The organism is Comamonas sp. FG99 (assembly GCF_057808605.1).
In genome coordinates this window covers 57,061-75,271 of sequence record NZ_JBMDII010000004.1, presented here as the reverse complement: position 1 = coordinate 75,271, position 18,211 = coordinate 57,061, and the positions used below count along the sequence as shown (strand labels likewise).

At 66.5% G+C, this 18,211-nt stretch carries 17 protein-coding genes; 16 read left to right on the top strand and 1 reads right to left on the bottom strand.

Annotated elements, in window-relative coordinates; genetic code table 11:
• Positions 1-137 precede the first annotated feature (137 nt).
• The 12 genes from ACODRX_RS04100 (at position 138) to ACODRX_RS04045 (ending at position 12,292) form a co-directional block, all read left to right on the top strand.
• Positions 138-614 (top strand): sigma-70 family RNA polymerase sigma factor, encoded by a 477-nt coding sequence (locus tag ACODRX_RS04100; RefSeq protein ID WP_488869770.1) that lies wholly within the window; start codon positions 138-140, stop codon positions 612-614.
• Positions 614-1,636, top strand: coding sequence for a FecR domain-containing protein (locus ACODRX_RS04095; RefSeq protein ID WP_488869769.1), 1,023 nt, complete (start codon positions 614-616; stop codon positions 1,634-1,636). The genes ACODRX_RS04100 and ACODRX_RS04095 overlap by 1 nt, the downstream gene beginning before the upstream one ends.
• Positions 1,637-1,881: 245 nt before the next feature.
• Positions 1,882-4,284 (top strand): TonB-dependent siderophore receptor, encoded by a 2,403-nt coding sequence (locus tag ACODRX_RS04090; protein ID WP_488869768.1) that lies wholly within the window; start codon positions 1,882-1,884, stop codon positions 4,282-4,284.
• Between the two features lie 11 nt (positions 4,285-4,295).
• Complete coding sequence (locus ACODRX_RS04085) at positions 4,296-4,571, top strand: hypothetical protein (protein ID WP_488869767.1); 276 nt, start codon at positions 4,296-4,298, stop codon at positions 4,569-4,571.
• A gap of 169 nt (positions 4,572-4,740) precedes the next feature.
• Complete coding sequence (locus ACODRX_RS04080; protein ID WP_488869766.1) at positions 4,741-5,028, top strand: hypothetical protein; 288 nt, start codon at positions 4,741-4,743, stop codon at positions 5,026-5,028.
• A 12-nt stretch (positions 5,029-5,040) separates the two neighbouring features.
• Positions 5,041-6,636 (top strand): PepSY-associated TM helix domain-containing protein, encoded by a 1,596-nt coding sequence (locus ACODRX_RS04075; RefSeq protein ID WP_488869765.1) that lies wholly within the window; start codon positions 5,041-5,043, stop codon positions 6,634-6,636.
• Positions 6,637-6,767: 131 nt separating this feature from the next.
• Complete coding sequence (locus tag ACODRX_RS04070) at positions 6,768-7,541, top strand: SDR family oxidoreductase (RefSeq protein WP_488869764.1); 774 nt, start codon at positions 6,768-6,770, stop codon at positions 7,539-7,541.
• Between the two features lie 31 nt (positions 7,542-7,572).
• On the top strand, positions 7,573-8,328 hold the full coding sequence (locus ACODRX_RS04065) for a type 1 glutamine amidotransferase domain-containing protein (protein WP_488869763.1): 756 nt from the start codon (positions 7,573-7,575) through the stop codon (positions 8,326-8,328).
• A gap of 43 nt (positions 8,329-8,371) precedes the next feature.
• Positions 8,372-9,748 (top strand): aldehyde dehydrogenase family protein, encoded by a 1,377-nt coding sequence (locus ACODRX_RS04060; protein WP_488869762.1) that lies wholly within the window; start codon positions 8,372-8,374, stop codon positions 9,746-9,748.
• A 43-nt stretch (positions 9,749-9,791) separates the two neighbouring features.
• Positions 9,792-10,058 (top strand): hypothetical protein, encoded by a 267-nt coding sequence (locus ACODRX_RS04055; protein WP_488869761.1) that lies wholly within the window; start codon positions 9,792-9,794, stop codon positions 10,056-10,058.
• Between the two features lie 8 nt (positions 10,059-10,066).
• Entirely contained in the window at positions 10,067-11,260 is a 1,194-nt protein-coding gene (locus tag ACODRX_RS04050; protein ID WP_488869760.1) for a low temperature requirement protein A, read from the top strand.
• A gap of 123 nt (positions 11,261-11,383) precedes the next feature.
• Complete coding sequence (locus tag ACODRX_RS04045) at positions 11,384-12,292, top strand: LysR family transcriptional regulator (protein ID WP_488869759.1); 909 nt, start codon at positions 11,384-11,386, stop codon at positions 12,290-12,292.
• Between the two features lie 6 nt (positions 12,293-12,298).
• Here the strand turns inward: ACODRX_RS04045 and ACODRX_RS04040 are convergent, their stop codons facing one another.
• Entirely contained in the window at positions 12,299-13,264 is a 966-nt protein-coding gene (locus tag ACODRX_RS04040; protein ID WP_488869758.1) for a helix-turn-helix transcriptional regulator, read from the bottom strand.
• 162 nt (positions 13,265-13,426) lie between these two features.
• Here ACODRX_RS04040 and ACODRX_RS04035 point away from each other — a divergent pair, with 162 nt between their 5' ends.
• From ACODRX_RS04035 to ACODRX_RS04020, 4 genes are read left to right on the top strand one after another with little or no spacing between them, the layout of a single operon-like run.
• Positions 13,427-15,433, top strand: coding sequence for a TonB-dependent receptor (locus tag ACODRX_RS04035; protein ID WP_488869757.1), 2,007 nt, complete (start codon positions 13,427-13,429; stop codon positions 15,431-15,433).
• 21 nt (positions 15,434-15,454) lie between these two features.
• Entirely contained in the window at positions 15,455-16,489 is a 1,035-nt protein-coding gene (locus tag ACODRX_RS04030; RefSeq protein WP_488869756.1) for a class I SAM-dependent methyltransferase, read from the top strand.
• Positions 16,486-17,781 (top strand): MFS transporter, encoded by a 1,296-nt coding sequence (locus tag ACODRX_RS04025; protein WP_488869755.1) that lies wholly within the window; start codon positions 16,486-16,488, stop codon positions 17,779-17,781. Before ACODRX_RS04030 ends, ACODRX_RS04025 begins: the two co-directional genes overlap by 4 nt.
• Positions 17,782-17,793: 12 nt before the next feature.
• On the top strand, positions 17,794-18,210 hold the full coding sequence (locus ACODRX_RS04020; protein WP_488869754.1) for a Fur family transcriptional regulator: 417 nt from the start codon (positions 17,794-17,796) through the stop codon (positions 18,208-18,210).
• The last annotated feature ends 1 nt before the right edge of the window (position 18,211 follow it).

Here is an 18,211-nt window from a genome sequence, read left to right as displayed (position 1 = left end):
AAAGGATGAAAGCCGGCCAGCATGGCCATCGCAAACAGGATGTTGGATACAATGCGAATAATTCTCAGTTGTGTGTTTGCGCAATGAAATAGCAGGTGGGGCCCATGGCAGCAGTAGAAACAACGGCAGGACTCGACATGCATGAGCTGTACTCTTGCCACCATGGGTGGCTGCTCGGTTTGCTGCGCCGCAAGCTCGGCGATACCGACAATGCCGCCGATCTGGCGCAGGACACCTTCGCCCGCATCCTCACCGCCAAAGACCGCGCCGTTCTGCGCGAGCCGCGCGCCTATCTCACGACCGTCGCCAGCCGCCTGGCGGCCCAGTATTTCCGCCGCCTTGCCTTGGAGCGCGCCTATCTGGACGCGCTGGCACATCTGCCGCAAGACACCGCGCCTTCGCCGGAAACCCGCCTGCTGGTGCTTGAGGCGCTGGCGGCGGTAAGCCGTGTGCTGGAGGAGCTTCCCGAGCGCACGCGCGAGATCTTCCTGCTCTCGCAGCTCGACGGCAAGACCTATCCCGCGATTGCCGCCGAGCTTGGCATCACCGTCAATGTGGTGCAGAAGTCCATGGTCAAGGCATTTCAGCACTGCTACGCCGTGGTTTATGCCTGATGCCTCCTGATCCCTGTGCCATGGCTGCCGGCCCGTTTACGCCGCGCGACGACGGGCGCGCCATCGACGCGAGCATCGTGGAGCAGGCCGCCATCTGGAGCGCCAACCTGCAATCGGGCCTGGCTAGCCAGGCCGACGAAGCGGCCTGCCTTTTCTGGCGCCAGGCCCATCCCGACAACGAGTGTGCCTGGCAGCGCATGCAGGGCTTGGTGCAGGATGTCCGCGCCGGCACGGAGGGCGTTTCCGCGCCTCTGGTGCGGGCCGCCTTGCGTGGAGTAAGCAAGCCTAGGCGATTCGTGCTGAAGTCTGCCGCGGGCATGCTGGTCACGGGATTGGGGGTCTGGGCCGCCCGCGAGCAGGCGCCCTGGCGCAACTGGGTGGCGGACCAGAGCACGGGCGTCGGAGAGCTGCGCAGCGTGGTGCTGGCCGACGGCACCGAGCTTGTGCTGGGCACCAGCACGGCCGTCGATGTGCGCTTCACTGCCGAGCAGCGGCAGATCCTGCTGCGCGCCGGCGACATCATGGTCGCGACGGCACGCGATGCCATGGCGCGGCCGTTCAGCGTCGTCACCGTTAGCGGCAGCATTGCGCCCGTCGGCACCCGGTTCACCGTGCGCCATGAGCCCCAGGGTGCCATGCCTGACATGACCCGTGTCGCAGTCATCGAGGGCGCGGTGGACATTCGCACACGCCTGGGCGGCGGCGAGCTGCGCCTGCCGGCGGGCAGGCAGGCCAGTTTCAGCAGCCACTCCATCGAGCCGGCCGCGAGTCTCGCTCCCGCCGATACCGCGTGGACCCAAGGCATGCTGGTGGCGGAGCGCATGCGGCTCGCCGACTTCGTGGCGGAGCTCGACCGCTACCGCAGGGGCCGGCTGCGTTGCGATCCGGCGGTGGCCGGGCTGCGCGTCTCCGGCGCTTTTCCCCTGCGCGATCCCGAGGCAGTGCTGAGCCTGCTGCAGGAGACGCTGCCGGTACGTGTCCGCCATCTCGCGGGCTACTGGGCGACCGTGGGCCCCCGGTAAGCGCCGGCACGCGGAGCTATCAACCAAAAAAATTCGCGGCGGGCCGGCAGGTTTTCCGATCTCGTGCATCAAGGGCAATAGAGGCACTGCGCACCGCTGCGCGGCGCCAGCCTGTTCCCGTGAATGCAGAAAGGTCCCCGTCGATCATGGCTTCTCCACACCGCGCAAAGGTGCAACCGTATCCATCCACTCTGCCGCACCGGCGTTTTCGCCCGGCGCCCATCGCCTGGGCCATTCAGGCCGCCGTGCTCGGAGCCGCCCTGTGCACCGTGGGCATGCCTCAGGCCCAGGCCCAGGTCGCGGCCGCCGAGGGAAGGCGGCACTACGATATTCCGGCAGGCTCTCTCGACGGGGTGCTGGGGCGCCTGGGGCAGTCTGCCGGCGTGATGATCTCGATCGATCCGGCGCTCACCGCCGGCTTGCAAAGCAGCGGCCTGCATGGGGCCTACTCCGTGCCCGATGCACTTGCGGCGCTGCTCGATGCCCATGGGCTGGAGGCCGTGGCTGGCTCGGGCGGTGGATACCGGCTGCGCCGAAAGCCGGGCAGGGCGCCTGCGCAGAGCGCCCCGGCGGCCACGCTGCCCGCGGTGACGGTGACCGCCCCGGGTAGCGCTTCGCCCAGCGAACTCCCGCCGGCCTATGCCGGCGGACAGGTGGCCAGGGGCGCGCGCCTGGGCCTGATGGGCAATGCGGACGTGATGGATGTTCCGTTCACGGTCACCAGCTACACGGCCGACACCATCGAAAACCAGGGCGCGCGAACCATCGCCGAAGTGCTTCGCAACGACGCAAGCGTGCGCTTTGCCACCTCGGACGGCCACCCGTTCGAGAACTTCCGTGTGCGCAATTTCACGGTCAACCAGAACGAGATGACCATCGACGGCATGTATGGCCTCACGCCCTACAGCCATACGCCGGTAGAGATGTTCGAGCGCGTAGAGCTGCTGCGCGGCCCCGGCGCGCTGTTCACCGGCATGGCGCCCGCGGGCGCGCTGGGCGGCACGATCAACCTGGTGCCCAAGCGCGCAGGCGAGGAGCCGCTGTCCCGTGTGAGCCTGGAATACCTCTCGGACAGCCAGTTCGGCACCAAATTCGACCTGGCCCGGCGCTTCGGCCCGGACAATTCGGTGGGCCTGCGCCTGAACGGTTCGTTCTCCGATGGCGATACATCGCTGGATGGCCAGTCCAAGCAGCGCCAGTTCCTGTCCGCCGCCCTGGACTATCGAAACGGCGGCTTCAAGGCTTCGCTCGACACCTACTACAGCAAGGAAAAGTTCGATGGCGGCACGCCCGCGGGCGTGCTCTTTCGCAATGTCGCCCTTGGCGTGCTGCCGGCGCCCGACGGCAGCGTGAGCATTTTCCCGGCGGCCTACGGGGAGGCGGAAAGCAAGGCCCTGATCGCGAGGGCCGAGTACCGCTTCAACGACATCGCGACCGCCTACGCGGGCGTCGGCGTGCGCCACGGCAAGGTCAAAGGCTTTTACACCGGCTCCTGGATCACTCCCATGGCCGCAACCGGCACTGGTACCGTGTCCTTGTCCGGCCAGCGCATGTATGAGGACAACCTCAATACCGAGGCTGGCCTGCGCTTGAACTTCCAAACCGGTGGCATCGGCCACGAGATGACGCTGCAGGCCTCGCGCCTGAAGATGGATTATGGCTACGCCGCCACCTCGAACAGCGGCGCCGCCAGCATGTACGATGCCGTGTTTGTCGCCATGCCCGACCTTCCCGACGCGGCGCTCAAGTGGTCCGACAAGACCTTCGACAGCCTGGCCGTGGTGGACACCCTGTCGATGCTGGACGACAAGCTGCGCCTCACGCTGGGCCTGCGCCATCAGAGCTACAAGGTGGTGCCTACGGCCGATGGCATCACCACGGGAGGCGAAGTCGCCTACGACAAGAGCATCACCACGCCCGCCTTGGGCGTGGTCGTCAAGCCTTGGGGCTCCGCTCTCTCGCTGTACGGCAGCTACGTACAGGGGCTGAGCCAGGGCGGCAGCATCTCCACCACCAGCGGCTATGTGCGCAACTACACCTTTGCGCCCTTCAAGACCGAGCAAGCCGAGGTGGGCGCCAAGTGGAATGCGGGCAGCTTCACGAACACCGTTGCGCTCTACCAGATCACCCAGCCTACGCTGCTGTCCTTCACCGACAGCAGCGGCGGGCTGGATGCCACCGACGGCGGCGAAAAGCGCGTGCGCGGGCTGGAGTGGAACAGCTTCGGCGAAATTGCCCGCGGCTTGCGATTGCTGGGTGGCGTGGTCTATGCGCAAAGCATCCAGACCAAGACCCAGGGCGGCACGCTTGACGGCTACAGCACGGCGGGCGCCCCAAAGTGGCAGACCAACCTGGGCGTGGAATGGGATGTACCCGCCGTGCCGGGGTTGACGCTGACCGGCCGCGTACAGAGCAGCTCCAGCCAATGGCTGAACAGTGCGCACACGCTCAAGCTGCCCGGCTGGGGCGTGGTCGACCTCGGTGCGCGCTATGCCACCAGGCTGTATGGCAAACCCGCCATGTTGCGGCTGAATGTGGCCAACGTGGCGGATCGCGCCTACTACTCGGGTGTGTTCCGCGAAGGAACGCCGATTGGCACGCTGGGCGCCCCGCGCATGGTATCGGCCTCGCTCACGGTTGACTTCTGATCGCGATCCCCATGCTGGCATCGATCACCGCACTCGCCCTGGCCGTGGCTGCCGCGGCCTGCCTGTATCTGGGCACGACCCATCAACGCTGGCTCCACCAGCCGTGGCCAGCGGCCGCGGCTCTGGCTGGGTCGATCTTGGCATTGCTCGCGGCTGGCGTCGCCTGGTCCATGCGCCTGCATCCCGCCACGGCGGCATGTGCGGTTCTCAGCGTCTTCATGGCGGCGCTCATCGTGCTGCCATTTCTGACGGCATTGCTGCACGGGCCTGCGGAACAGGTGCGGTAGTGAAAAATGGCTCCCCACGCTCCCCACTGCGTTGGGTCGCTGCCCCTCCAAGAGGGGCGCTTTTCATCTTGGGCGGCCCGGCGATGAAAAATAACCCCCAAGCTTGCTCACTGCGTGTAGCCGCTGCCCCTCCAAAAGGGATGCTTTTCCATCTTGGGGCAGCCCGGCGATGAAAAAGCAGGCAATCCGCCGCGACTGGATCAGCAAGACGCTGGCCGGGGTGGTGCTCGGCCTGGGGCTGGGCATTGCCTTGTCCGGGGTGTTCGCCTTTCTCACACCGGGCGGTCCGTCGGCGCCCAACAAGTTCCAGGTCACCATGTGGCTGGTGGCGCCGGTATGGATGGCGGTGCTGAGCCTGTGCTTTCTCTTTCGCACTGGCGCGCGCGCCTGGTGCTGGCTGGCAGGCGCCAATGTGCTGGCATTTGCCTTGCTCCATGCCTGCCACAGGCTTGCCTGAAGTGATGTTCCCATGGCTTTTCCCAATTCCGATGTCATCCGGCTGTACAAGAGCGTCCATACCTGGACGGGCATCGTCGCCGGCCTACTGCTGTTCATCGCCTTTTATGCGGGCGCCCTCACGATGTTCAAGGAGCCGCTGGCGCGCTGGAGCGCAGCGCTGCAGCCCCAGGTTGCGCCGGGCGTTCCCCTGGCAAAGGCTCAGCAGCTGATCGCCAAGACCATGCAGTCGCGGCCCGATGCCGCCCGGCAATTCACGCTGGAGCTGGCCGGTGGCGATCCGGGCGAGGTGCGTTTATTCTGGGGCCAGACCCGCGCCGATCCCGCGCGCTCCTACGCCACGCTGGGGCCCGGCGGTGGCTTGGTCACGGGCCGCGAGCCGCCGGGTTTGACGGCGCAGATCATCGATGAAATTCATCGCACCGGAGGGCTTCCCGCAGGCCGGGAGCTGGGCGGCATGGTGATGGGTGTCGTGAGCGGGTTGTACTTTCTGGCCCTGGCTTCCGGCATCGTCATCCTGTTGCCAACTCTGGTCAAGGACTTCCTGGCGCTGCGCCTGGGCAGGAATCTCAAGCGCATGTGGCTCGATGCCCACAATGTGGTGGGCATCGTCAGTCTGCCTTTTCATCTGGTGATGGCGCTCTCGGGCGTGGTGTTCGGCCTTCACGACGAGTTCTACGATGCCCAGAATGCCGTGGTCTACGACGGCCAGATCATGCGGCTGATTCGGGGGCACAGCCCCTATGTGCCGCCTGAGGCGACAGGGCGGCCGGCCGAGATGCTGGCGCCGCAGCAGCTGCTGCGGATCATTCATGAGAGGTCTGCGCATTTCCAGCCCGTCGCGATGAGCTACTTCCATGCGGGCGACAGCGCCGCCAGCGTGCTGGTGCGGGGCGAAGACCCGGGCCTGCTGCTGCGCAGCGAAGGCTTGGTGCTGATGAGCGCGGTATCGGGTGAGATACTCAACAACTACTATTTCCCGGGTGAGCGCAATGGCTGGACCGCCGCGGTGAACAGTTTCTTTTCGCTGCACTTCGGCAGCTATGGCGGGGCGCCGGTGCGGTGGAGCTATTGCTTCCTGGGCCTGGCCGGCGCCTTCCTGTTCTATTCGGGCAATCTGCTGTGGATCGAATCACGCCGGAGATTGCAGCGCGGCGCTGGCGCCGCCGTCCAAAGCCGGTCCACCCGCTGCATGGCGGCGGCCACCGTCGGCGTATGCCTGGGCTGCATCTGCGGCGCATCGGCACTCATCGCGGCTAGCCGATGGCTGAACCTGCTGGCGCCAGGTGTATTGGCATGGCAGGTGGGGGCTTACTACGCAGTCTTTGCGGCATGCGTAGCCTGGGCCTTCGCGCGCGGCGGTGCCAGGGCCGCCGTGGATCTGCTGTGGCTGGCCATGGGATTGGCGCTGGCCATTCCAGCCTCCACCGCGCTTGCCTGGGGCCTGTCGATGATGGGCCAGGGCCCGCATGCGCATGGGGCTGCCCTGGGCATAGAGCTTGTGGCCGCCGTGGCTGCCCTGTGTTTCGGCTGCATGGCGCGCGCCACACACAAGCGCCTTGAAAAGGGGCCGGCAGACAGCGTCTGGGGCTGCAAGCAAAGCAACTGATCGAAGCTTGCTGCTATGCAAGTGTGCTATTGGTGCGGTTTTCTGGATAGTCTATCCAGTGATCGGCGGTTTATGCCCGGGCGCGAGAAATCTAACATGCAGGCTTTCAACGTTTCTTGAAGGAAGGCTTCATGGCAGATCACTCCATCAAAGGCAAGGTCGTACTGATCGCTGGCGGCGCCAAGAACCTGGGCGGCCTCATTGCCCGCGACCTGGCACAGCAGGGCGCCAAGGCCGTGGCCATCCACTACAACAGCGCGGCCAGCAAGGCCGAGGCCGACGAGACGGTGGCCGCCGTCAAGGCCGCGGGCGCGCAGGCGGTGGCGCTCCAGGCGGATCTCACCACGGCCGGCGCGGTCGAAAAGCTGTTCGCCGATGCCATTGCCGCAGTCGGCAGGCCGGACATCGCCATCAACACCGTGGGCAAGGTGCTCAAGAAGCCATTTTCCGAGATCAGCGAGGCCGAGTATGACGAGATGACCGCGGTGAACTCCAAATCGGCATTCTTCTTTCTCAAGGAAGCCGGCAAGCACGTCAACGACAACGGCAAGATCGTCACGCTGGTGACGTCCTTGCTGGGCGCATTCACGCCGTTCTATGCGGCCTATGCGGGCACCAAGGCGCCGGTGGAGCATTTCACCCGCGCGGCCGCCAAGGAGTTCGGTGCGCGCGGCATCTCGGTGACCGCGGTCGGCCCCGGCCCGATGGATACGCCATTCTTCTACCCGGCCGAAGGCGCCGATGCGGTGGCCTACCACAAGACTGCGGCCGCGCTGTCGCCATATACCAAGACCGGCTTGACTGACATTGGCGACGTGGTGCCCTTCATCCGCCATCTGGTCAGCGATGGCTGGTGGATCACCGGCCAGACGATTCTGATCAACGGCGGCTATACGACAAAGTAACCGAGTCGAGATGCGAAAGGAGCACGCAAGGATGGCGGCATCAGACCTGCGAATCGAGACCAGATCGGGAGCGAAGCATGAGCCGCGCCGCATTCTCTCCATCGTCTCGAATACTGCCAATCTCAAGGGCTTTCCGGTCGGGTTCTTCGCGGAGGAGATGACGCGGGCATTCCTTGCGTTCACCGAGGCCGGGCATCGTGTGGATCTCGCCTCGCCCAAAGGTGGTGAAGTCATGTATGACACCCATAGCGATCCTCGTACACCCGACGGAGCCTATGCGGACGACCTCATCAGCCTTGGGTTCGTGCACCATGCGCGGTTCGCTCCGATGCTGCAGGACACGCTGGCGATCGATGCCGTGGATGTGAACGATTACGACGCGGTATGGGTTGCCGGAGGCGGCGGACCGCTGTTGACGTTCAAGGATGACTTGGCTCTGCACAAGCTCGTTGCTGATTTCTACGAGAAGGGCAAGGTCGTCGCGTTGATCTGCCACGGAGCTTCGCTCTTGCTCTGGACTCGTTTGTCCAATGGCCGATTGCTGGCGGAAGGCAAGAAATGGACGGGATTCACGGATGAAGAAGAGGCCGCGGTCAACCAAGCCTTCGGCATGGAATTGAACGACTACACCATCCAGAGCGAGGCTGCGGCTATTGCCTGTACCCAGTTCATCTGCAGGGATGCCAACATGCCGTTCGCGGTGCGCGATGGCCGCCTGATAACCGGGCAGCAGCAGTACAGCAGTGGGTTGACGGCACAACTGGTGCTTGAGGCCCTCGACGAGTAACCCTCATGCCGGGATGCTCCTGGCCCTTCAGCAGAGGCGCTTCATGACCAACCGGTACCAGTCCCTATTCGATGCCCAGCGGGCAAGATTCCACAGCGATGCCACCAAGTCGTACGAATGGCGCATCGAGCAACTGGACCGCATGGAGCGGATGCTGCGCGAGCATCAGGACGAGTTCTGCGCAGCGCTGCACCAGGACTTCGGCAAGCCTCCTTTCGAGCAGCTGTTCGAGATTACCGTGCCGCTGGGCGTGATCCGCTATTACCGGGAGAACCTGCAGGCGTTGATGGCGCCGCAGCCGGTGCCGATCCCGAGCGGGCTCGAGGCCACGGGCAACCGTGGCGTGATCCTCAAAGAGCCCTATGGCGTGACACTGGTCGTAGGGCCGTTCAATGCGCCTATCCTGCTGCTGCTGGATCCGGCCATCGCCGCGCTGGCCGCGGGCAATACGGTGATCCTGAAGCCGGCCAACACGACACCGGCGACCGCGGCGCTGCTGCAACGCTATCTGTCGCAGTACTTCGAGCCGGAGAATGTCGCCGTGGTGACCGGTGGTCGCGAGGAGATCGCTGCCTTGCTGGAATTGCCGTTCGATTTCATTTTCTTCACCGGCAGCTCGACGGTCGGCAAGGTGGTGATGCGCGCGGCGGCCGAGAATCTGACCCCGGTCATCCTGGAGCTGGGCGGGCAGAACCCGACCATCGTCGATGCCAGCGCGAATCTGGATATCGCGGTGGATCGCATCGCCTGGGGGCACAACGCCATCGCGGGGCAGTGGTGCATCGCGCCAGGGTATGTCTGCGTGCAGCGCTCGATTGCCGACGAGTTCATCGCGCGGCTCAAGCATTCGCTGACCGCGATGTACGGCGAAGACCCGTCGCTCAGTCCGGATTTCGCGCGGATGATCAGCGAACACGACACCCAGCGGGTGGCTTCGTACATCGTCCCGGAAAAAACGGTGCATGGCGGACGCTTCGATGTTCCCGGCCGCTACGTCGAGCCGACGGTTCTCTATCCTTCTGCGTGGGATGACTCGGCCATGCGGCAGGAGGTGTTCGGCCCGGTGCTGCCCGTGCTGCCCTACGACGATCTGCGCGAGGTGGTGGATGCCATCAAGCGCAGGCCCCGGCCGCTGGCTGCCTATATCTTCAGCAAGGACCAGGCGGCCATCGACTATTTCCTGGGCAGCGTGTCATTCGGCGGCGGCTGTGTGAACCAGACCAACCTGCATTGCTGGATCGACAGCCTGCCGTTCGGCGGCGTTGGCTACAGCGGCATGGGCAAGTACTATGGCAAGGCCGGCTTCGATGCGCTGAGCAATACCAAGGCACTGCTGATCGGCAACCCGGATCGGGTGCTCGACGTGTTTCCGCCCTATGCCGACAAGGACATTGCGGCCAGCCTGGCTTTGTTTTCGTAGTGGTTGGCCTTTTGGCGTTTCGGTCATTCACAAGGAGAGAATCGTGCACGTGTTGTTGGTGATCATTGGTGGGCTGGTGCTGCAGGGCGTGTTTGCCCTGTTCGGCTGGCTCTGGGGCGGCAATGCCGCGGGTGTTGCCCTGGCCGCCAAGGCCTTCGTGCCGGTCTGGCTGCTGGTGGCGATCGCCAACCTGTGGGTCGGCGTGAGCCACGCCGGCTACAGCGTGCGCGAAGAGCTGCCGATTCTGCTGTTCGTCTTCCTGGTGCCGGCGCTCGCTGCGCTGGCGGTCTGGCGCCTGCTGCATACCTGAGCGAAGCGATGAATTCAACTGCCCTTAATGACCATCGCCATCCGCTGCTGCGCCACCGCGATGGCCACCATGCCAAGGTGAGCTATGAAGAGCTGTTCTTCGACCTGGTCTACGTGTTCGCGGTCACCCAGCTGAGCCACCAGCTGCTGCACCACCTGAACCTGGCCGGGGTCGTGCAGACCCTGGTGCTGTGGTTCGCGGTATGGCTGGGCTGGCAATACACCTGCTGGGTCACCAACTGGTTCGATCCGGAAACACCGCGCATCCGCGGCCTGCTGTTCGCCACCATGCTGCTGGGCCTGGTGATGGCGGCAAGCATCCCGCAGGCCTTCGGCGAGCGCGGGCTGATGTTCGCCGGCAGCTACGCGGCGATGCAAGTGGGCAGAACCGCCTTCATCGTGCTGCAGCTGCCGGCCACGCATCCGTTGGCGCCGAACTACCGGCGCATGCTCGGCTGGGTGTGCATTGCCGCGGTGCTCTGGATCGCCGGGGGGCTGGCCGGGCATGGCCTGCGGATCGCGCTGTGGTTCATCGCGGTGCTGTGCGAATACCTGTCGCCGATGTTCGGTTTCGCGCTGCCGGGCATGGGCCGTTCGCAGACGCGCGACTGGACCATCGAGGGCGGGCACCTGGCCGAGCGCTGCCAGCTGTTCGTGATCGTCGCGCTCGGTGAAACCCTGCTTGCCAGCGGCGCGGTGCTGGCCGACACCGCCGTCTGGGACGGCGCGCTGCTGCAGGTGTTGCTGGCCACCTTCATGGGCACGCTGGCGCTGTGGTGGCTGTACTTTGGCACGTCCAGCAAGGATGCCACCGATGCGATCGTCCACTCCAGCGATCCGGGCCGCATGGGGGCCTACCTGCACTACATCCATGCCATCTTGCTGGCCGGCATCATTGCGTCGGCGGTCGGCAACGACCTGGTCATGGCGCACCCGCATGGGCATGCGGATGCTGCGCAGGCCGCGATGCTGATCGCCGGCCCGGCCATCTACTTGCTCGGCAGCGCGGTGTACAAGAAGGTGGTCTACGGCAGGGTGCCGCTGTCGCACATTGCCGGCGCGGCCGCGCTGCTGGCGCTGGTGCCGATCGCGCGCTCGGTCAGCCTGCTGGCCATGGGCTGGCTGACGCTGGCGGTCATCCTGGCGGTGGCGGCGTGGGATCTGCGCGCGGGCCGCCGCGGCCAAGGCCAGGGGCGTGCCTGATCGCCGGCGGCGGCCTCCAGGCCTTGCCGGGCCGCGAAACATCGCCTGGGGCGCAGGCGTTTCTGGATAATGTCGGCTTCGCGGGTTGAGGCAGTGGGGCAAGCCTGGCGCAGAGCGAGGAACATGGACAGATTCGACCAGTACCGGGTCTTCGTGCAGGTGGCGGAGATGGGCAGTTTCATCAAGGCGGCGCATGCACTCGAGGTGCCGCGCGCCTCGGTCTCGGCCGCCATCCAGCAGCTGGAGGCCCAGCTTGGCGTGCGGCTGCTGCACCGCACTACCCGCCAGGTGCGGCCGACGGCCGACGGCACGCAGTTGCTCGAACGCCTGCGTCCACTGCTCAGCGACCTGGAGGAGATCGATCTGCTGTTCCAGGCCAGCGAGCGCCAGGCGTCGGGCCAACTGCAGGTCGACGTACCCAGCCGCATCGCGCGCAGGCTGGTTGCGCCGGCGCTGCCGGGTTTGCTGCGCCGCCATCCGCGGCTGCGCCTGGTGCTGGGCTCGAGCGACCGGGCCGTCGATCTGGTGCAGGAAGGGGTGGACTGCGCGGTGCGTGTCGGCACCTTGCAAGACAGCAGCCTGGTGGTGCGCCCGCTGGGCACGATCGCACTGATCAACTGCGCCAGCCCCGGCTACTTGCAAGAGCGGGGCGTGCCCGGGCGGCCCGGCGATCTGGCGTCGGGGCATTGCATGGTGGGCTACGCCTCGCCCACGACCGGGCGCGAGCTGCCCTGGGTCTATCTGTCTGGCGACGGAGCCGAACATGCCGTGGAGATCCCCAGCCAGGTGGTGACGAACAATGCCGAGGGCTATATCGCCTGCTGCCGCGCCGGCCTGGGCCTGATCCAGATTCCCAGGTTCGATGTGCAGCACCTGCTGGATGCGGGGGAGCTGGTGGAAGTCATGCCCGCCTACCGTGCGGCCTCGATGCCGGTTTCGCTGCTGTACCCGCACCGCCGCCAGCGTTCGCGGCGGCTGGCAGTGTTCCTGGACTGGTTCGAGGAGCTGATGCAGGCGCACCTGGAGCGGTAGCGGTGCTCAGCTGCTTGCCATGCCGTGTCTGCGCGCGCCCGCCACCGATTTGGGGGCCATGCCGTAGTAGCGCTCGAAGGCGGCGCTGAAGCTGGAGAGGTGCTGGTAGCCCACGCGGTATGCCACGGTGGAGACATGAAGGCCGGTTTCCAGCAATTCCCAGGCCTTGGCCATGCGGATGTCGGTCAGCAAGCGGTGCGGACTGGTGCCGAACAGTTCGCGAAATCCTTGCTTGAGCTTGAATTCGTTGGTGCCGACGGCAGTGCACAGGTAGGCGATGGTCAGCGGCCGCTCGAATTGGTTCACCAAGAGTTCCCGGGCCCTCAGTATCCGCTCCTGGTCTGCCGGCCGGATGCGTCCCACAGGCCTTGGCAGCGAGGCAAGCGGCCGGGTCTGCTCTGACAGCAGGCCCAGCGCGGCGATCTGCAGGTCGAGCAGTCCGCCGCCATGGCCGTGCAGGTGCACCAGCGAAGCCGCCAGCCTGCGCGTTGCCCCACCGTATTTGCCAAAGAACAGCTGGCGGGCGGGTTGGCTTTTGCTTTTGCCTCCGTTGCCTTCGAGCAGGCTTGCCAGGCCGTACCGGTGCAGCAGCGGCTCGTCGGCGATCAAGCGCAGCTGCCGGGCCGGCTGCCCGGCGGGAAAGCGGCGCTCGCTATGCACGCAGGTAAAGGCTGTGATGGTGCTGTGCCCGGAAACAAAGTCGAAACGCTGGCCACCGGTGGCCAGGGTGCTCGATTGTCCTTCGAGCGCAATCGTCAGGGTCAGGCATGGGGTGTCGCGCTCCACCTCACTGGCTTCCAGCAGATCGCGGCTGGGTGTGTAGTGGGTGTAGACCAGCGTCAGGCCGTCGGCGAGCGCCAGCGAGTCGTTGGTGCAGCGGCCGAAAGCCTCGGCAAGCCGCGCGCGCCGCCAGGGCGCAGCACCGGCCTGGAGGGATGCGGGCAGATCCGCAGCCCTGAATGGGTTGTTCATCGAGCCTCCTTTGAGCACGTTCTTATGCCGGGATTGCACCAAAAGCGCTGCAGCGCTCCGGAATGCCAAAGAAAGAATCCTGTCTGGCTAAATATCAAATGATATTCATTCTCACTTGAATTCTACAGTGATGGCCAGTGATCTTTTGTCTTGGAACATCGCATGAAACATGAACACGGAGCGCTGCGGCGCATCCTCTTGCTTGCCTTGCCAGTGTCGGCGCTGTCGTCACTCCCAAGCTCGGCCCATGCCGAAGACGGGCCCGAGTTGCCCCCCGTGACCGTCAGCGCCGACAAGGTGGAGCGGCCACTCGAAAAGGTGCCGGCCAGCGTGGCGGTGGTGGGCGGCCTGGATGTGGAGCAATCCGGCATCACCCGCATGGAGCAACTCGAAGGCCGGGTGCCCGGCCTGTCGTTCCAGCCGTTCGGGCAGGCGGGCATGAACTCTCCGGTCATGCGCGGCTTGACGGCCAACTTCAACAGCTTCTCCACCTCCACGCTGCTGCTGGTCGATGGCGTGCCGACCTTGACGGCCCAGGGTTTCGAGCAGGGCATGCTGGATATCGACCGCATCGAGGTGCTGCGCGGGCCCCAGTCCACGCTGTATGGGCGCAATGCCGAGGCGGGCGTCATCTCCATCCACAGCCTGCCGATGGATGGCGAGCCGCGCGCCAGCCTGGCTGTCGAGGCCGGCAGCCGCGACAAGCGTGCGCTGCAGTTCGCGCTCAGCCGGCCCATTGCCGAAGAGCGGCTCTATGCCAGCATCGCCGGCAGCTGGATGGAGCAGGGCGGTTTCATCGACAACACGCATACCGGCCGCAAGGAAGACGGCCGCGAGCGCGGCGATCTCCGCCTCGGCCTGCGCTGGACGCCCAGCGCCGCGACCGATCTGGTGCTGCGCTATGCGCGCTCGCAATACGGCGATGGCGCCGCGCTGTGGGGCGCTCCAGCGGCACGCCGGGCGCAAGTGGCCTCCGGCACGGCGAGCTGGAATCGTTCCCGGGGCCAGACCTTGTCGCTCAAGGCCCGGCATGAGCTGGCCTCGGGCCTGAAGCTGCATGCGGTCACTGCGCTGAATGATTTCCGCGACCGCGTGCAGCAGGACACGGACTTCATGCCTGCGGACATGCTTCATATAGGCCGCAACAACCATTTGCGCACGCTGTCGCAGGAGCTGCGGCTGGAAGGGCGGGCGGGTGCCGCCGACTGGCTGGCAGGCTTGTATGCCGACCGCAGCGACAACGTCTTGCAGAGCATCAGCCAGACCGCGATGGGACTGGCCGACATGCGCGCCACGCAGAAAAGCGGCACGGCGGCGATTTTCGCGCACGGCAGCCTGCCGCTGTCGGAGCGCTGGACACTGTCTGCCGGCGCCCGCGCCGAGCGCCTGGAGGTTGAGCTCCTGCCCCTGGGGACGGCGCGGCGCAAGCAGGCGTGGACGAGCCTGTCGCCCAAGCTGGCGCTGCAATACCAGATCGGCCCGCAGCACCAGTGGTACGCCAGCATCAGCCGCGGCGTGCGTACCGGTGGCTTCAACGTGATGTCGCCGGCCATGAACTATCCCGCCTACGGGCCGGAGAAGGCCTGGTCGTACGAGAGCGGCATCAAGGGTGCGCTCATGGGCCGGCGCCTGCGCTACTCGCTGGCCGCCTATGTGATGGATATCGGCGACATGCAGGTGATGCAGATGCCGGTCCCCGGCACGATGTACATCACCAGCGCGGCTTCCGCGAGCTCCAAGGGACTTGAGCTGGACCTGGACTACCTGCTGGGCAAGGGCTGGCAGGTCCAGGGCGGGCTCGCCTGGAACCGCACGCGCTTCGACCGTTTCGTCGATGGCGCGGCCGACTATGGCGGCCGGCGCAACCCCTTTGCCCCCGACCTGAGCGGCCACATCGGCGTCCGCTACCAGGCAGCGCAGGGCTGGTATGCCCAGGCCAGCCTGCGGGGCAGCGGCAAGGTCTATCTGGATGCGGCCAACCGCTACCGGCGCAACGGCTACGGCCTGCTCGACCTGGTAGCCGGATACCGGCATGGGCGCTGGGAACTCTCCGCCTATGTGCACAACGCCGCCAATCGCCGCTACGACGCGGTGGGCTACCAGAACGGCTTCGTCACCGTCTACAGCCCGCCGCGCGAAGCAGGGGTGCGGCTGGCCTGGCGCATGTAAACACGTTTGAAGGATATGAGCATGGATTTTCACACCTCGCACCCGCTGCAGCCGTTCTGGGGCATCGCGGCAGCGCCCCTGCAGGCCCAGGCGCTGCAGCAGGCGCTCGAACATGGGCTGTTCCAGCGCCTGCTGCGGCCGGCGACCGCGGCGGCGGCCGCTCAGCAGCTGGGTTTGAACCTGGCGGCCACCAGGGTCTGGCTGGACCTGCTGTGGAGCATGGAGCTGCTGCGGCGGCAGCTGCCAGAACCTGCAGCCGAGCCGGAATACGCCACCTCAGCGATGGCCGCCCGCTTTTTTGCCGACGACGCCCCCGACAACTGCGCCCAGGCCTGGCTGTACCGCGCCCGATTGCTGGGCGGGCTTGCCGCGCAATGGGGCGCGCTGCTGCGCGAAGGGGCCAATCCCCTCAGCCCGGACGGCGCGGCCGCGCCCAAGGGCAGCTGGGCGCAGGCGGCGCGCGAGCAGATCGGCCAGGAGCAGCGCGCGATCACCGTGCCGGCGGTGCAGCGGCTGCTCGATTCGCTGCCGCCCCTGCCGCAGCACGGGCGCTTGCTGGACCTGGGCGGCGGGCCGGGCCATGTGGCGATTGCGCTGGCCAGGCGCCTTCCCGGCTGGACGGGCACGGTCTGCGACCAGCCGGAAACCGCCGAAGTCGCACGCGACAACATCGCTGCGGCCGGCTTGTCGCAGCGCCTGGAGGCCGTGGGCTGCGATCTGAACCACGACGCCATCGGCGCCGGCCATGACCTGATCTGGAGTTCTTCGGTACTGCATTTTCTGCACGATCCGCAGGCGGCGGTGCGCAAGATGCTGCAGGCGCTCAGGCCCGGCGGCCTCTTGCTGCTGGCCCATGCCGAACTGGTGGATGATGCCGCGCTCGCGGCCCGGGTGCTGCCGTTCTACGGCGCGCTCCTGCTGCGCGGCAACTTCCTGCCGCGGCAGGGCGATATGCCGCGGATGATGCTGGAGGCGGGCTGCGTGGATGTCCGGGCGCTGGGCCGCGTAGACTTCCCGATGGCCCCGGTGTGGGTGTATGCGGGGCGGCGGCCATGAAGCTGGCGCGCCGGCAGGCGCTGCGCTCATGGTGGCCGCAGCAATTGCTGCTGGGCTGGGTCCATCTGGTGCTGACCGCGCCGGTGATCTACCTGTATGTGGGCCTGCCGCTCGTCATGCGCCAGCAGGGCTGGAGCGGCACCGACATCGGCCTGCTGCAACTGTCTGGCCTGCCCGCGGTGCTCAAGTTCGTGCTGGCGACCCCGGTCGACCGCTGGCGCTGGGGACGGCGCAGCTACCGCAACTGGGCCATCGTGCTCGGTCTGGCCTATGCGGTGGCGTTGCTGGTGCTGGGCGCGCACGATCTGCGCGGCACGCCGTATGCCTTGCTGTTCCTGCTGGCCATGCTGGTCAGCCTGCTCGGAGCCTGGGCCGACGTGCCGGTCAATGCCCTGGCCATCCAGGTGCTGCCCGCATCCGAGCGCATGCGCGCCGGCGCCGTCCGCTCGGCGGCCACGTCGATCGGCGCCATCGTGGGCGGTGGCCTGATGCTGATGCTGCATGCCCGCCTGGGCTGGGCCTGGCCGCTGCAGGTGCTGGCGCTGGGCTTGCTGTCGGCAGTAGTGCTGCTGCTGTTGGCGGTGCCGGCAGGGCAGGGCACGGAGCCTGGCATGGAACAGGCCGAGCGGCCGCGGGCCGGTGCGCGCGAATGGCGGGCCTGGTTCGGCACCGCCGAGCACCGTGCCTGGACACTGCTGCTGGTGCTGTATTGCCCGCTGATCGGCGCGGTCTGGGTCTATCTCAAGCCCTTGATGCTCGACCAGGGCTTTGCGCCGGAGCAGATCGCGCTGATCGTCGGCGTCGCGGGCGGGCTCGCCGCCGCCGTGGCCAGCATGGCTGGCGGCCGCATGTCCCGCCGGCATGGCGCGCGCTGGGCGTTGCCGCTGTTTGCGGCATGCAACCTGCTGGCGCTGGGCGTGCTGGCGGCCGCGGTGATGCTGCGCCTGGGGCCGGGTGCGCTGATTGCCGCCTGCATGGGCGTGGCGCTGGCGATGGGCGCTTCGGCCGGCCTGGTATTCGGGCTGATGATGTACCACGCGCGGCCAGGCCTGTCGGCGCTGGACTATGGCATCCAGTCCAGCCTGTTCATTGCCGGCCGCACTGCCGCGCCCATGCTGGCCGGCTTGTTGCTGGATTGGGGCGGGTATCCTGGAATGCTGTTGGGCCTGATGGCTGGATTGGCGCTGGTGGTGCTGCTAGCCTGGCGCGCGCGTGAGCGCATCTTCACCCAGGCCCGCCGGCCCGGGCAGGGCGGTGGTGGAGGCGCTACACTGCCGGGTGTTACGACATAACACCCGCATGCCATGCTGCCATCCGCCAAGCCGCACTCCCATGAGCTGACCAAGCACCAATCGCTGGTGCTCGATGCGCTCGCGCGCGAAGAGAGTCCGGCCAGCGCCTACACGCTGCTCGACCACCTGCGCGGCGAGGGCCTGCGTGCGCCACAGCAGGTGTACCGTGCGCTGGACAAGCTGATCGAATACGGCCTGGTGCACCGGGTCGAGACCCTGAACTCCTTCGTGGTGTGCGCGCACCCGCACGAGCACCGCCATGGCCTGGTCGTCTTCGCCATCTGCGACCAGTGCGGCCATGTGGACGAGTTTCCGGACCAGGCGGTCGAGCGCCGCCTCAAGGGCTGGTCCAAGGACCATGCCTTCCGCATGAACACCGCCACCGTCGAGATGCACGGCACCTGCGGCCGCTGCGATGTGCAGGGATAGC

Bases quoted from the DNA above. Each gene is read 5' to 3' on its own strand.
- ACODRX_RS04100 (WP_488869770.1), top strand. From the start codon at position 138: ATGCATGAGCTGTACTCTTGCCACCATGGGTGGCTGCTCGGTTTGCTG.
- ACODRX_RS04095 (WP_488869769.1), top strand. From the start codon at position 614: ATGCCTCCTGATCCCTGTGCCATGGCTGCCGGCCCGTTTACGCCGCGC.
- ACODRX_RS04085 (WP_488869767.1), top strand. From the start codon at position 4,296: ATGCTGGCATCGATCACCGCACTCGCCCTGGCCGTGGCTGCCGCGGCC.
- ACODRX_RS04080 (WP_488869766.1), top strand. From the start codon at position 4,741: ATGAAAAAGCAGGCAATCCGCCGCGACTGGATCAGCAAGACGCTGGCC.
- ACODRX_RS04075 (WP_488869765.1), top strand. From the start codon at position 5,041: ATGGCTTTTCCCAATTCCGATGTCATCCGGCTGTACAAGAGCGTCCAT.
- ACODRX_RS04070 (WP_488869764.1), top strand. From the start codon at position 6,768: ATGGCAGATCACTCCATCAAAGGCAAGGTCGTACTGATCGCTGGCGGC.
- ACODRX_RS04065 (WP_488869763.1), top strand. From the start codon at position 7,573: ATGGCGGCATCAGACCTGCGAATCGAGACCAGATCGGGAGCGAAGCAT.
- ACODRX_RS04060 (WP_488869762.1), top strand. From the start codon at position 8,372: ATGACCAACCGGTACCAGTCCCTATTCGATGCCCAGCGGGCAAGATTC.
- ACODRX_RS04050 (WP_488869760.1), top strand. From the start codon at position 10,067: ATGAATTCAACTGCCCTTAATGACCATCGCCATCCGCTGCTGCGCCAC.
- ACODRX_RS04045 (WP_488869759.1), top strand. From the start codon at position 11,384: ATGGACAGATTCGACCAGTACCGGGTCTTCGTGCAGGTGGCGGAGATG.
- ACODRX_RS04040 (WP_488869758.1), bottom strand. From the start codon at position 13,264: ATGAACAACCCATTCAGGGCTGCGGATCTGCCCGCATCCCTCCAGGCC.
- ACODRX_RS04035 (WP_488869757.1), top strand. From the start codon at position 13,427: ATGAAACATGAACACGGAGCGCTGCGGCGCATCCTCTTGCTTGCCTTG.
- ACODRX_RS04030 (WP_488869756.1), top strand. From the start codon at position 15,455: ATGGATTTTCACACCTCGCACCCGCTGCAGCCGTTCTGGGGCATCGCG.
- ACODRX_RS04025 (WP_488869755.1), top strand. From the start codon at position 16,486: ATGAAGCTGGCGCGCCGGCAGGCGCTGCGCTCATGGTGGCCGCAGCAA.
- ACODRX_RS04020 (WP_488869754.1), top strand. From the start codon at position 17,794: ATGCTGCCATCCGCCAAGCCGCACTCCCATGAGCTGACCAAGCACCAA.